Consider the following 15,641-nt stretch of genomic DNA (forward strand, 5'->3'; position numbering starts at 1 on the left):
AAAATCGGTTTTTATTTTCCTTTTTCCTTAAAATATTCGCAACATTGTGTATATTTAACCAAAAAAAAGAGAAATGAAGCAGGATTTACGAAAAATTCTCTTAGCAATGATGCTTCCGTTGTTCCTTATTTTTATCCTTTATATAATAAAGATATTAGAGGTAGGTATGGATTGGGACTTCACACGCTTAGGAGTATACCCTATGGAACAAAGAGGGATGTTTGGCATTTTCGCACATCCGCTGATACACAGCAACTTTGCTCATTTATTTGCCAATACGTTACCTCTCTTTTTTCTTACGTGGTGTTTATTTTATTTTTACCGGGGGATTGCCCCTTATATATTCTTCATTATCTGGATAGGTTGCGGTGCCATTACTTTTATCATCGGAAAACCCGGATGGCACATCGGAGCAAGCGGTGTGATTTACGGATTGGCTTTTTTCTTGTTTTTCAGTGGATTATTGCGAAAATACGCCCCTCTGATTGCCATTTCATTATTGGTTACTTTCTTATATGGCGGACTCGTATGGCAAATGTTCCCTTACTTTACACCTGCCAATACTTCATGGGAAGGGCATCTTAGTGGAGCAATCATGGGATCACTCTGTGCTTTTGCATTTATCGGATACGGACCACAAAAGCCAGAACCATTTGCAGAGGAAGAAGAAGAGGAAGAAGAAGAAAAAAGTAACACTAATGAAGAAGAAATAATAGAGCAAGCGGTATCAGAAAAAGAAGAACTCACACATCATGCAACCGGCAATCCTATGTAATATCACTAACAAAGACTATAAATAAAACTCGATCCAGAAAACAAAAAAGGAAAGAGATAATTCATACTAATACCTCAGTAATATAATCAGTTTTTCATTGCTTTTCGTCTCTTATATTCATTCGGTGTGCACTGCATCTGTTCTTTAAATACGCGACTGAAGTACTGCGGTGAGGAAAATCCGCTTTGATAGGCAACTTCCGACAAACTGTATGTGTCGGCATCCAATAACTCCAAAGCCCGTTTCAAACGCATCTCTTTCACCAAATCGATCGGAGAAGCTCCTGTAAACGTCTTTATCTTACGATAGAATACGGCACGGCTCATATTCATTGTTTCAGCCAAGTCATCAATCTTGAAATCCGGATTCTGCAGATTCTCATCGACTAACCGGATCACCTCCTGAATAAAAGTGTTATTAAAGGATGGAACCGATTCCAGCACCTGCTCCAATTTCACATCCGGCTGCTTCTTTTCCGTTTTATCCGAGTCTTTCAATGAACTCCCGAGATAATACGCTGCCAAAGAGCTGCGTTGCCTTATCAACGACTCAATCCGCGCTTTCAAGTAAGCAGAATTAAACGGCTTGGCTATATAGTCATCCGCACCATACTCCAACCCTCTGACACGATCGTCAACAGACGCTTTGGCCGAAAGCAGGATCACGGGAATATGACTGGTATCGCGATTGACTTTTACTGCTGCCAGCAATTCAATGCCATCCATTTCGGGCATCATCACATCACTGACAATTAAATCCGGCAATTCCCGACCTATTATTTCCAGACCTTGCCTGCCGTCACCGGCTTCCAATACATGATAACAGTCTCTCAATATCATAGCCAGAAAACGACGGAGCTCGTCATTGTCTTCTATGATCAGAATACTCCTCTCCTTCTCCTCCTGACGGGATAACTGTACTTCCACAGGGTATTCGAACTTTACTTCATCATTCAAAACAAATTCAGCCATCGAATCGGCAGCATATGCCTCGTAAGTGCAGGGTAAGGTAACGGTGAAAACGGTTCCCTGTCCGGGAATACTTTCAGGCTGTATCGTGCCGTGCAGCAAATCCACGAATTCTTTCACCAGAGAAAGCCCGATACCGGTAGAACGGTTCGGATCTGTTTTTCCGAAAGTCTCGAAGCGGCCGAACAAGTTATCGATTTTCCGGAGATCCATCCCCTTGCCCTCATCACGTACGGAAACAAACAAGCAACCGGACTCCATACGTACCGCCATGGTAATGGACTTACCATCCGCCGTATATTTAAACGCATTGGACAGTAAATTGAAGAGTATCTTTTCCAATTTATCCATATCCGTATAACAACGTATTTCCGGCGTTTCGGGAATCAAACGGAAATGAATGGAACGTTCGTGAGCCAATTGTGTAAAGTTCTCACCAACCTGCCGACACAAGGCAACCACATCTCCCTGTTCAATACTCAACTTCATCTTTCGCCCCTGTATCTTCCGGAAGTCCAAAATCTGATTGACAAGCCTCAACATACGGTTTACATTGCGCCGGGCTACCTGCATATTCTCTGTCCCGCTCTTTTGCAGTTGTCCTCGTTCTACGATTTCTTCAATCGAACCGGATATCAAAGTCAACGGTGTACGGAGCTCATGCGAAATATCAGTAAAAAAGCGTAGTTTCAGATCGGTCAACTGCTGTTCTAAAGTTACTTTCCGTTTCAAGTTCGTGATATAGACAATGATACCGGATACCGTAAGAATAAGGATGATCGCTATAAGAACGTAAAGCACCCATGCCCATGCCGTCTCCGTGAAACGAGGCTGAATATGTATGTAAAGAGGAGTAATATTATCGCACCATACACCATCGCCATTCGTAGACTTCACCTCCAATACAAAATCACCGGAAGGCAAATTGGCAAAGCCGATGGAATGGTTCTCTCCGATATATCCCCATTGATCGCTGATACCCTTCAAACGGTAAGCGTATTGAAGTGCCTCCGAATTTGTATAATCCAATGCTGAAAAGGCAATGGTAACATTCCGTTCTTTTTTGCCCAACACCAGTGAATCGGCGGCCAGTACGGAATTGGAAACCGTACCGTCGCTGTTCTGAATATCCACTCCGGCATAAACGATGCGCGGCACAAAACTGCTCTTCTTCAAATCGTATAAACGGAGACGAAGAACACCCTGATTCGTACCGATATACATAGCTCCCTGCTGATCGATAGCCGGATGGGCCTCAGTAATCTGCAAATCCGTATGCAGATTGGCACTGTCATACGTATCGAATCCTTTGCGGTCCGCCTTGTACTTACTTATATAATTCTCAAAACAAATCCAGATATTCCCTTCTCCATCTTCCAACATCGATTGCGGTAAATCGGACGGAAGCCCGTTTTTCATATTAAGGTAATGAAAACGGATTCGTGTATTCAATAATGAATCCACATCAGCCATACAAATTCCCCCACTGTAAGCGGCAATATAGATTTTACCATCCCGGCTTTCAAGCACATCCATGACGTCATTATTACTTAATCCGTCCTCACAGTCATTGTGAAAGAATTCGATGTCTTCCGGCTTCTGAAAATCATCCGAGAAACTCAATAATCCTTCCGTAGTGCCGGCAAGTACGACGCCTTTCCGGGTACAATACAAACTACGCACTTTGTGACACATATCACCGGGGTACCCTTTCATCAGATTCTCCAAATGAATAAAACGGGGATTATCCAACGTTCCGGAAAACAGATTGATTCCCCCGCCAAGTGTACCGATCCATATCCGGTTCCGGGTATCCCGACAGATGGAATAGATGGCATCATTGCTTAAAGCATACGGATCTTGTTTATCGTGACGGAAAGTGTGAAGTGTAAATTTCCCATCATATTCCGTCGCCACTACTATCCCGTGGTTTCGTGTTCCCAACCACAAACGATGCTCGCTATCCTCAAAGAAAGTATAGACATTCCTGCCGAAAGAGATATTCCGGTTTTGCAGCAGTTTGCCTGTGGAATCCATATTACCCACATAATTACCCTGTTTGTCATACACCTCCAGCCGATTCTCCTTAGAAGCAACCCACAAGCGTTTTTTCGAATCGATAAAAACACCCCGTACCTCTTGTTCGGCCGAAGTATGGATGTAATCATAATTACGATTGGTGAAGTAAATTTTATCAAAACCGTATTTACGGCTTACCCACAGATTTTTATGGGAATCTCGCAGAAAAGCTCTTCCTTCTGTCCGGTAAGGCTCTTTCTGTCCGGTTGTATATCGATAGGCCGGTTCCAATCCGTCAGTAACAGAATTATAAGAATAAAAACTCCCGCTACGGGTCATAAACCAAATTCCTCCAAACTCATCCTCATGCACATGCCGGAAAGTATCCGTGCCGGTCAGATTCACTTGGAAAGAGGTTACTTTCCGGTCGGCAGGAGTATAACGTAGCACTCTTTGTCCGGACAACATCCAGATTACGTTTTTTCTTGAATAGTGCACACCTGTGACATGCAAAGGATCGAGAGCTGCTTCCTGTCTGTATAACTGTTCAAAAAACTTTTTCCGCGTATCATAAACAATCACTTTCTCCGAATCCGGAATCAACAATCTGCCGGATTTTATAGAAACCAATCCACTGACCGGCTTCATTGGAAAAGGATTCGGGATATGCAGAATCCCGGCATCCGGCACAAATGTATAGAGTTCTCCTCCTTCCGTCAAGAAATAAGTACTTTTATCTGCCTCCTTGACATATCTCAACCGCACATCGGTCTGTATTTCGGGATGGTTGTAAACAAAAGTACCCTGTTCGGTCAATATCCACTCGTATCCTCTTTTGTCTTGATAGACAGTGTATATCTTCTGCCCATGTCCGGCACAGGAACGGCAGGGCAAATGCACAATTCCATCAGCTTCACCCAAACGTTCCTCATCGATCCGGAACAATTCTCCGGCTTTATTACTAAACCAAAGGATCCCGCCTGTCTGCTTATATATTCGCGCTACCTCTTCATAACCAGCCAAATGAGGATAACCGGAAAAGACATTGCGAAACTTTTCAGTACGTGTATCAAAGAGATAAAGCAGGTTGTTGTAGGTAATACACCAGATGTTTCCCTTTTGGCTTTTTATAATTTGCTGAATACGATTGTATTCAAGGCGGGTATCGTCCGTAGGATATGACTTATAGTTCTGAAATGTATAGCCGTCAAACTTCTCCAATCCATTCCAGGTAGCCATCCAGATATACCCTTTATCATCCTGCAGGAAATCCGCCACAGTGTTTTGAGACAACCCGTCTTTGGCTGAATAATAACGCACGTGCATCAGGCTTTGGGCAGAAAGCACAAACGGACAAACAAGATAGAGAATGATGAGAAACAATTTAAGCATAACAAACCTTTAGACAGACAAAGGTAACGTATTTCCGGCAATCCCGAAAAATTATCGCCGGACAAGAGAGCTTACAGCATAAAAAAAGAGAGAACATTTTGCAATGATGTCCTCCCTTTCAGCTATTTATTGATTGTTCGTTATCAATTTACCGGTAGTTCGTTATCAATTTACCGATACTTTCGTAACCGAATCGTTTGCCTTCACAATATACCGGCCGGCCGGAACGGAAAGCGATACATTACGGTGAACTTCCAGATTTTGTATCAGCGTGCCGTCTATGCCGTACACATAAATACGGGTCGGTATCTCAATACCACGTACAGAAATCGTTCCTTTACTTCCTATTACGATAACCGGGCTTTCCATTGCTGTATTCTCAAGCCCCGTACCGGTATTGCCTACCGTAAATTCATCGGAAGCTTCACTCAATGCACCGTACTCATTTACCGACTGTACCGTAACCACGTCATTCAAATTAGCTTCATAACGAGTATCAACGGTAAATCCGGCAACTTTCCCATTAATAGTCACCACATAACAGATAGCATACTCATCAGCAGTCCAACCAAATGCCGTATCCCCTTCTTTACCATTGATTACCGGTTTAGAAGTCTGTTCCACCATCGGTAGCGGATTCCACATACCGGTAACAGCATCGGTACCATCACCTCCAAAAACATTTTCCAACGTATAGGAAGCGGCTTCCTCATCCGTCAGGAAGTTCTTTGCCTTGCCGTAAATCGTCTGTCCGTTTTCCTCATACCAATATTCCTCAATCGACTTTTCACTCATCTTATATCCGTTTTTATCCCAGATATTATATACCGCCCAAAGAGCCGGTATAGCACCCATCTTAGGATACCAATAACCCTCATACGGTTTCACACGGCATTCCGTATCGATAAATACCGTTTTCGGTTCATTGTGCCAGGGACGGCCGAAATACACTTGTGTCTTATCTTCCTTACCGTCGGGAGCAGTGATCGTCGTGTTTTTGAATACATATCCCCAACGTGTACAAGCTTGTGTCACATTCCCCTGACTGTCTTTCATATCCGTATAGTGTGACGGAGCAACGATGTAACCACCCGATTCACGGACAATATTCAGTGTACAATTGTCAAAGTAGACATCGCCTCCTCCATAAATAAAGTCCACTGCACCTTCAATCATCGTATTACGGAAATAATTGCGATCGTAATAATGCGGCTGGTTATTGCCCGTATTGGTATTTCCGGTCTTAGGGCTCAGGTAGGTATCCTGATAAGAACGGATGCGGCAATTATTGAAAGCTACCCGGTCCGCTTCCACATAAAGAGACAAAGCTTGTGGCCCACGGGCTTCATTACCTTCATATTTTGTCCACCATTCATTATCGATTGTCAAGTTCTCCGCATAAAAATCATTCGATTTGATAACTAACGTAGCACCTTCGGCCACGTTATACCAAGGTTGGGATTTATCTGCAGAGTTACTTCCCGCCACACGATCCTGCGCAATAGTCACCTTGTTTACATCCTCACCGATTAAATGTATAAACGGACGATCCACCACTACGATACGGCTGTCCTCCGAAGCCGGTAACTTTCCACTCTGATCCTCCCAAGTATATTTCCCGGTGGAGAAAGTACGATTATTCAAGTCATTGTAATATCCTGCTTTAATAAAGATAAGCCAAGGTTTATTATTAGTTACCGGTACGGCATCAATCGCTTCCTGAATGGTTTTATATTGACCGATCGTAGTAGAGGTAGGTGCAATGCTCGCATCCAGACTTTGGTCTACTATCGCATTAAAGAGACGGGCTTCCGGTTTTACACGTTCCATCACCGTAAAAGTTGTGTTTACAGCCGGCGCACGATTATCCGAACGGTCTGTAACATATCCCTCCGGCAGTTCCAATGTATACTGAGTAGCATAAGCCAGATTCGCATAACGGAAAGAAACAGAAGAACTCCCATATTCCGGTTCCAATACAATCGTTTTACCATTACCTGTCAGAGTAGCTTCACCCGTTCCGGCTTGAATGCGTTCATCATAAGAAATGGTAATTTTTCCATTGGCAGATACTCCGGTAGCCTTATCGGCAGGAATAATCGCTTTAATGACAGGAGCATCAGGGTCTTCGTCGATAATCGGAGTACCGAATACATAGATATTACCCAATCCGGTCTCGCTATGATCCGTGTAATTCAAACCGCTTCCCGAATCAACCTTATCAAAGTTATATTCACCATTGTTATCATTCAGAAGCTCGTCACCGGTACCGGTAAAACGAATATAGACCATCTCCTTTTCGGCGACTTCTTCGGCTGGCAATTCAAAATCAACACTGGTAGCCAACCCGTTACTCAATTTATAAACCAATTCCTCACCATTATTGATAACGGGATTATAAACAGTACCATCTGTTGAGTAAAGTACCTTCCAATTTACATTCGCCGCATTCTTTGCCACCAAAGCAGCAGTAAAACGTACGGTCGTGAATTTCTTGGTAGAGAACTGAACCTGCATAGCTACATCCGTACTCCGATATCCGTTCATGTACAAACCATTCACCGAACTGATAACCGCTCCTTTGCGCATACGTACCACCGGAGTGCCACTGGAATTACCATCCAGAGAGTTTCCATCACTGATTTTCACTACAGAAGCAGTCGCATTACGTTCCGAGTCCCACACATAATCGGCAGCAAACGGATATGTTCCCTTGTTCGCCCAGATCTCTGCCTTATCCGAATTATAAGCGGCAATAAAATCCTGTATTTCATAGTTTGCAACAATCTCCGTATTCTGCTTTACAGTTACAGTACGCTCGGGCTTCGTCACATTGGAATTTTCAAATTCATCCTCCCAGTTCAAGAATCGTGTAATAGGGAGTTCATTGGCAACAACAGTCACTACCGTACCTTCCTCGTACTTGCCTTCGGTGGATTCCGGATTCAAGGAAATAGAACCGATCTGCATTTCCAGGTCATTTATACAACGAGTTGTGAATGTATATGTATTCACCTCTTGAAAAACAGCTTTCAATGAAGTATTCGCTTTCAGTGAGAACGAATAAGGGTTCTCGGCAGACACTTCTTTTCCGGCATTATCCACCCAATTGATGAAGTGGAAACCAAACTTCGGTGAAGCAGTAACCGTCACATTCGTGCCCTCATCCATCAGGTCGCCCGCAGGCAATTGATTGACAGTACCTGCATTTTCCGGTTGCAAAGCTGTCGTAATACTGTATTGCGGCACTTCTACAGCCGTCCCGTTGACTGTACCCGTCATCACCACATTATTGAAACCGATTTCCTTATTATTAGCCAGGTTATAAACACTGATTATCAATGATATTTCTTCATCTGTTGCCGGCATACCGGTCAATTCATAAGTACATTCGGTTGCATTTACAGAAGCCCCGGAACGATTCGGCTTGACATTACTTGCCACTGTCTTTTTCATTCCATCGGCGTATTTCAGATAAATATCGATCATACCGCCACCTGTACCGAACACTCCCATCTTAAAAGAAATACTTCCCGGTTGATACATCAGACCTTTGGCGGGTTTTATAGAATAGACCAGATCGTGACCGTCGGTCGCTGCATTCATCTGGGCACTGGGCTTATAGTTATTCATACTCAAATTCTCATCGGCTCCTTTGTATTCCTGTTGTTTGGTAAAAGTCATTTCCTTCCCCAAGACAAAAGCAGTCGTACTAAAAGCATGCTCATTGCTGACAACGGCTTGTGACGGTTCATTGGCACCGCCGGACATTCCCCAAATGGCCGTTACCGTCTCATTGTCGAAAGTCTGTGCCGTAACCCATTGTGCGGCAAATCCCAGTATTCCGAGCAAACAGCCCTTTAATAAAGATTCTTTGTTCATCATATATATTCTTATTTTAGATATAAAACTCATTTCATTTTTTAATGATACGCAGTGTCTGTATCCGGTTTCCTGTCATCAGTTTACAGAGATAAATACCATTCAAGAAGCCGCCCAGACTGATTTCATGTGCATAATCCCCCGCTTCCAAGTTATCATTATAATGATGCATTGTACGTCCCTCCATATCATAGAGAGTGATATTCACCGGAGACAACTCGGAAAGCCCATAATGCAAAGTAGTCTTATCAGTAGTGATTGCCGGAGCACAATAAGCCTTTCCTACATTCCGGGGCGTCTCTATCGAAGTAGCTCCCCCTTCCGTCACTACCCCTTTCACCGTCACTCCATAAAGACAGATCGACTTCCGGTTCGACTTACTGCTATACCAGGGGTATACACGCAGATAGAGAGTCTCTTCTCCGTTCAGTTCGATAATCTCTTTCAAAGAAATGGGGTACATCGTATTGGATACATTAGTAGGGCGGTTACTGATCAACGTATATTCCCCGAATCCCGGATCTTTGGAACACATCACCCGGAAACACATGCCATTGCCACCGGAACCACCGGCATACAGTCCGATAGAATCGATATTGAAAGTGGTTCCGGCATTAGCCGTTACCGAAAATTCAATATAGCGGTTGTAGTTTACATCTATCTCATTTTCCGGCCATTCATCTCCTTCGATGATGTTGCGCTGAGTTTTCGTTTCCGGATCTATCCATCCATCTATCCAAGTCGTCGGATTTCCCGGTTTGGCATAACGGTCGGCATACATCTGGCTGAAAACCTCTTCTGCTGCCAAGATGGGACCGGTTACCACTGCTTTGGTATCCTGACTTAACTGCCAATAGGCCTGAGCCGCGACTCCTCCTTCAAAAGACACACCCTCACCTGTCAACGTTGCCGTTTTAGTATTCGTGCCATTGCTCACAGTCAGCGTTCCATTCTTTACACCTTTCTCCGTCGGCAGGAACTTTACATAAATAGAAGTCATCGGTACATTTCCATTCTCATAACTTATTTCCAAAGTAGAGGCAAATGCTTCAGTCGCGCTTCGGGAAACTTCAAATCCTTCCGAAGCGGTCACGGTTATTTTCCCGTTCTCCGGGGTCAAATCGATACCACTGACCGAAAAAGCATATACAGAACCGGCATTGAGATAACTTTTTCCGAAGTTATGCGAAACCGGATTAATCAATATATCCGGATTTGCATTAAAATACTCCGTCAATAATCCTTGTGCCGCCAATCCCTGTACAGCCAAACGGGCATAAAGTGTAGCCCCATATTCTCCGATATGAGTACCATCGCCTACATTATAAATAAGTTCTTTTGCTTTCTCTTCACCGTATTCGTCACAAATAGCACGCGTCAAAGCCGTATGGTCCACCAATAAGCAATTCAGCTCCACAGCCACTTCTTTCATAGCAGCTACATAATCCAAATCTCTACCGGAGGACATGATCACATCCGCTCCCAGATTATGCGCCCCTTTATCCGTTATCTTATTAGCGCTGAAGTAACCGCGTACAATCGGAGTGAACAAAATAGGAGTAGCATTCAATTCCCGAACCTCATTGACATATTTCCGAAGGTATTCTTTGTAAGTAGTCCACGGATAAGTTCCGACTTCTCCATCCGCTCCCGCGTGTTTCTCATCATTATGTCCGAATTGTATAATGACATAATCTCCCTCTTTTATTTGCGGTTTCACCGTTGTCCAGAAACGGCTCTCCTCATAAAATGTTTTCGAACTCGTACCGCTCTTGGCACGATTGTTCAATGTAGCACCGTTGACCATAAATTGCGGAAGCATCTGAGGCCATCCGCGTTGGCCGTTGGTATTTACGGAAGGATCGGTCGATTTCTCTTCCATCGTAGAGTCACCGATGGTATGAACAGTAGGAGCCTGCGCAGAAACTGAAGCAAGCCCAAGACTGCAAAGGGCAGTCAGAAGAAAAGATTTTAATTTGTTTTTCATGATCGATATGGATTGTTTTTCGAAAGGCAAAGCTAATGCATGCCTTTTCTTTTTTATTGCACAATCTATTCAATCTCCCGATTGAACAAATTGTGCAATAAAATCAAATAACAATCTATATCCAATTACTCAATTTTTCCACATGATGGTCAAAAAATACCATCACAGAACTTTATTCTATCATCGAATCATGCTCTTTCAGATAAATACGCAACAGCTCAAAAAACGCTGGAGCGTCCAGCAATACAATATTTTCATCCTGCGTTTTCACCTCATCCATCACCTCACAATACCAGGTAGGCTGCTTTAAAATGTTACGAAACCAATGGAAAGGCAACGCCGAACGTTCTTTCACACGCTTCACAATTCTTCCGGCAGCAACTTTCGGATCATCGTCATTAATATCCAGATCGGCACGAATGACCGGCATATTGCCATGCAGGGAGGCAGTCACAGTCTTCTGAGGTACAATGCCATTCGGACTGAAAGAAGCATAACAGTCCAAGCCTTCTTCATTCAATCCCGGAGCCTGTCCGTCGATGACAAAACCAGTAACGGATAATCCCCACTTGTCATAGTACTTCTTACAATGCTTGCCCCATACTTTCAGTCCGGACGGAAGCCCGGACAAATCACGAGGTTCTTGCAACATACCCGGCATTATATATCCCGCACCGTTATCGGCAGAAGCAAAATAATCATTCTCAGTTGCCGTCGTACGGAAATTATGCATAATATGTGGTACACGTTCGGCCAATACAGGACTGATACACCACATCAACGGTAACTTTCCACGATTAGGGTCATCCCAAATTGAGGGGGTACGTTGTGAAATCCATGCAGAAGCATCATAGTCGCCAACATAAAAGATAATAAAATTCCGCCCGGCCACATTCACTTTTCCATCAGCCGTCAATAATCCTCTTTTTTGCAGCTCCTTATGGGAAATCCAATCCTGTGTATATTTCTTTTTTGTAGGAAAGTGCTGCCAGAAAGAGGCATTCGCCAATGCACCATAGCTAATGGCATCCGCATCCTTAAAAGCATTGTATGCACTGATAATACGGCTAAACTCCCACTCTGTCGGCACATCATCATGAATACCCGAAGCATGCATCGTATATTTATAAGCCCAAGAAGGGAAACCTCCGATATAACACATCTTCTCATGCTTATTCTGTTGATAAGCCAATAACAACATTTCTTTCAAGGTTTGCAAGTCCGTACCTACCGGCTGAGAAGGATCGTCTGTAGCCGGTTCATCTCCCCAGGGAGATAAGTCAAAGAAAAAGGCCCTCTTACTTACAAAAAAATCATGATTACTCAAGGTATGGTGATTTTTTACAGCCGCAAAAGGTTTCTGCTTCCAATACTGGTCGATGTAATAAGCGGCAAATTCCGTATTGCACTTACCGGTTTTCATATATTTCTCTATAAACCATACATAAGGATCATTCTTCAGAGAGCCGGTAGAAAGACGTGACGTTTCCGGTATTTCCATTCCTTTTTTACCTGTAAACATAGAGGTTCCGTCCGGATTCAACAGCCATCTTTTTACCGGTAGCTTCGGCCCGTGTACCACAAGACGGTCATACAGACTTCCCGGAGTATCGTCGTAACGAATGGCAACCAAATTCTCAATACCAGCCACAGAAGAGGCAACATTACTGGTGGAAGGAACATTTCCATCATAGACAACCACTCCTTCTATATAAGAAGCATATGCAGTAAATAATTCCTCCATCGTCCGGTACGTCTGCGTTTCACGTCCGTATAACCACTCTCCCTTCCGACTGTATTTATTCCACCAATAACCATCAATATCATTATTACCCTCCATTACAAAATAAACATACAAGCGGGGAGTATCCCTGTTTACCACTCCTTGCAAAGTAGACACAGCATGTACATCATCCCAAGCCAAATTGAGCCCCTGTGCTGTGCTCAAATCAGCCTGAAGGGTATAACGCAAATCATAAATACCAATTTTATTTCCGGCAAAAGTGGCATTTGCCACCAGCAATAATACAACTATTATTTTCAAATATTTATTTATCATTCTTAGAGTGTTCTATTTTCATCATTTACTTCTTACACGGTATTCTCAATATCATCAACGAATTAGCCGGACAATCGACATTAAATGTACTGCCAATTCCTGATAACTCAGAAACTTCCGGAACCACTTTAAAAGGAGTACTGAAACTATTTTCCTCAAATCGCTCATTCGCTCCTAATACAATTTTAGTCCCTTTCGAAGCAATATCCATCGCATTCTCCAACTCCACTTTGACTTTCCAGTTTCCGGACTCTGCATTTACCAATTTAACAATGATCTCATTGCGTTCCCTGTCATAACCCGATACAACATATTGCTTCGTCTGAGGAGCATACGTATATTCATATTGCAGTTCGTCATCCAAAAAACATTGCCAATGGGCACCTTTGATCTCAATCCGTACCGTATACCACTGATTCGCCTTTATAGACGTATTATTCCGATAATCAAATAAAGAAATGGAACCCTCATTGTTTATCTCACGGAAAATAACCGACTCATTGGTATGACTTCCCATATCCGCCATAAAATAGTTGTTCAGATCAGCACCGCCAAAGATAATTCTAAAACCTTCCGTACCGGATATCTTTTTAGCTTTCAACTCGATGGTACAATCTTCAAACTCACAGTCTTTAAGAACAGCAAAAGCATCTATCCCCTTCTGACTTTGAAACAGGACATCTTCTTTCACATTCCAATTCCCACGGACAACCTCCCATTTATTCACAAAATCATCCCATCCGGAAACATGTCTTTCTTCACCGTTTGCCATAATTTTCAGGTCTTTAAATTCAACCTCTGTATTATTGGTTCCCAAACCGATAAATCCTTTCGTCCGGAATGCAGGGGCGGGAGAACCAACTTTCAAATCCGTATGCAGATTTACATCCGGCCGGTTCTCGGAAAACATTTTCAATACATAATAATTAGTACGACCGTAAACAGAATCATTTTTCAACACCAGCAGATGATCTCTTCCGTGAGCTGCATGCTGAATCAACGGGGCATAAGACACCATTCGAACCTTATCCGCATTCCTCTCAACTCCTGTCAGATAGGCAGCTTCTCCCAAAGATGAATAAAGAGAAGGCCGGCCGATAGCCGCATATTCTCCTACATAGATTTTATAAGGAGTATCATCGGGCAACTTATCATAAACATCAGCGTTATTATAGAACCAACCGGCCGTTTCATAGTAGTGGGGATCTAAAATATCGATTTGCTCTGCATCCTGAATATAAGGACTGAACATGAGCGCACATATAATCTCTATCTGAGGATACTTTTCCTTGATTGCCTTATAAAAGCGATTATAGTTTTTCACATATCGGAGGCCGATATTTTCATTTCCCACCTCCACATATTTCAACGGAAAAGGTTTCGCATGACCATTTTCCGCTCTTTTTTTTCCGTAAGTGGTGGTCGTATCACCTAACGCATACTCAATGGCATCCAAAGCTTCCTGGATCAAATCATTTATCTGATGCTCGCCATTCCAGTAGTCGCCATTCCGAAACAGACAGGACATGCCGGCATTACAAACAAACATACCATCGGCATCAATATCTTCACAGAACTGTAAAAACTCGTGATACCCGAACCCATAGGTGCTGCGATAGCCCCATAAGTTGTATTCTCCCGGACGTTCTACAATATCTCCTATCGTCTCCTTCCATTTAACACGGTTATCCATGGTCAAGCCTTCGACAATACAGCCACCAGGCCAACGAACAAAATCGGGATGCAACGACTCAAGCATTTCGGCAACATCTTTTCGCAATCCGTTTTTATGTCCACGAAAAGTGTTCTCGGGAAACATCGATACAAAATCAATATATACTTTGCCTTTATGAGGTAATAACAAAGCAAAACGAAGATCATTTGCTGTTACATCAACCGTAAAAGTTCCTTCATAACGATTCCAGGAACCATCCTGTACAACCCGGAATTCCTCAGAAGCCACAACCTGTTCCTCACGATCCAGCAGGACAGCTTTCACTACAGCATTCCTCAATTCTTCCGTAAACAAATGAAATTGAAAATTATACTTTTGTCCTTCGGTTACAGCTATTCCCCAGTAACCGGCATTCATAACCAATACATCAGATACGGATGCACCGAGATTTACAAATAAGGAATGAGGAGTAGCACTGTTCAATGGTTTCTCCTCCGTTATTTTATAAGAAGGAACGGTTGTACCGGAAATACACTTAACTTCCCAGCCTTCCATAAAAAGAGAATCGCTCCATGCAATACTAAAATGATTGATGGAATCATTGGAATAGCAATGTAAAGGTTTGGCTATCGCTTTTCCATCCTTCAAAACCATACCGGAGGGCAAAGTACCATCTTCAAAACCACGGTTTCTTATCATTTCCGCATATAAACCTCCATCACCGGAATGAGTAATCTCCTCAAAAAAGATACCATATAAAGAGGAAGGTATCTCGGCCTCTTCTTTTGACAAATCAATCGTTACTACATCAATAGGTTGATTGCAGGACAGTAAAGAGAACAAACCTCCAAACTGTACCATTGTTTTCACCCATGTTTTCATAC

6 protein-coding genes are annotated in these 15,641 nt (G+C 43.0%); 1 reads left to right on the plus strand and 5 read right to left on the minus strand.

The genetic code is table 11. The features are described from left to right. Positions 1-73: 73 nt before the first annotated feature. Positions 74-775 (plus strand): rhomboid family intramembrane serine protease, encoded by a 702-nt coding sequence (locus HMPREF1532_RS03975; protein ID WP_005925169.1) that lies wholly within the window; start codon positions 74-76, stop codon positions 773-775. An 86-nt stretch (positions 776-861) separates the two neighbouring features. Here the strand turns inward: HMPREF1532_RS03975 and HMPREF1532_RS03980 are convergent, their stop codons facing one another. From HMPREF1532_RS03980 to HMPREF1532_RS04000, 5 genes are all read right to left on the minus strand, one after another. Then, positions 862-5,154, minus strand: a complete 4,293-nt coding sequence (locus HMPREF1532_RS03980) for a hybrid sensor histidine kinase/response regulator transcription factor (RefSeq protein WP_005925172.1) — start codon at positions 5,152-5,154, stop codon at positions 862-864. 165 nt (positions 5,155-5,319) lie between these two features. Beyond that, positions 5,320-9,039: a pectinesterase family protein gene (locus tag HMPREF1532_RS03985; RefSeq protein WP_005925175.1), complete on the minus strand. Its 3,720-nt coding sequence runs from the start codon at positions 9,037-9,039 to the stop codon at positions 5,320-5,322. Between the two features lie 31 nt (positions 9,040-9,070). Next, positions 9,071-11,023, minus strand: coding sequence for a GDSL-type esterase/lipase family protein (locus HMPREF1532_RS03990; protein ID WP_005925177.1), 1,953 nt, complete (start codon positions 11,021-11,023; stop codon positions 9,071-9,073). Positions 11,024-11,195: 172 nt separating this feature from the next. Beyond that, a complete protein-coding gene (locus HMPREF1532_RS03995; RefSeq protein ID WP_005925179.1) occupies positions 11,196-13,082 on the minus strand; it encodes a GxGYxYP domain-containing protein in 1,887 nt (628 codons plus the stop codon). 25 nt (positions 13,083-13,107) lie between these two features. Continuing rightward, positions 13,108-15,639: an alpha-L-arabinofuranosidase C-terminal domain-containing protein gene (locus tag HMPREF1532_RS04000; protein WP_005925181.1), complete on the minus strand. Its 2,532-nt coding sequence runs from the start codon at positions 15,637-15,639 to the stop codon at positions 13,108-13,110. Positions 15,640-15,641: the final 2 nt, after the last annotated feature.

The sequence above is a fragment of the Bacteroides salyersiae WAL 10018 = DSM 18765 = JCM 12988 genome (genome assembly GCF_000381365.1).
GTDB classification, from domain to species: domain Bacteria; phylum Bacteroidota; class Bacteroidia; order Bacteroidales; family Bacteroidaceae; genus Bacteroides; species Bacteroides salyersiae.

What these genes read in the sequence shown, in the direction of transcription:
- HMPREF1532_RS03995 (WP_005925179.1), bottom strand. Translation starts at nt 13,082, where the DNA reads ATGATAAATAAATATTTGAAAATAATAGTTGTATTATTGCTGGTGGCA.
- HMPREF1532_RS03980 (WP_005925172.1), bottom strand. Translation starts at nt 5,154, where the DNA reads ATGCTTAAATTGTTTCTCATCATTCTCTATCTTGTTTGTCCGTTTGTG.
- HMPREF1532_RS03985 (WP_005925175.1), bottom strand. Translation starts at nt 9,039, where the DNA reads ATGATGAACAAAGAATCTTTATTAAAGGGCTGTTTGCTCGGAATACTG.
- HMPREF1532_RS04000 (WP_005925181.1), bottom strand. Translation starts at nt 15,639, where the DNA reads ATGAAAACATGGGTGAAAACAATGGTACAGTTTGGAGGTTTGTTCTCT.
- HMPREF1532_RS03975 (WP_005925169.1), top strand. Translation starts at nt 74, where the DNA reads ATGAAGCAGGATTTACGAAAAATTCTCTTAGCAATGATGCTTCCGTTG.
- HMPREF1532_RS03990 (WP_005925177.1), bottom strand. Translation starts at nt 11,023, where the DNA reads ATGAAAAACAAATTAAAATCTTTTCTTCTGACTGCCCTTTGCAGTCTT.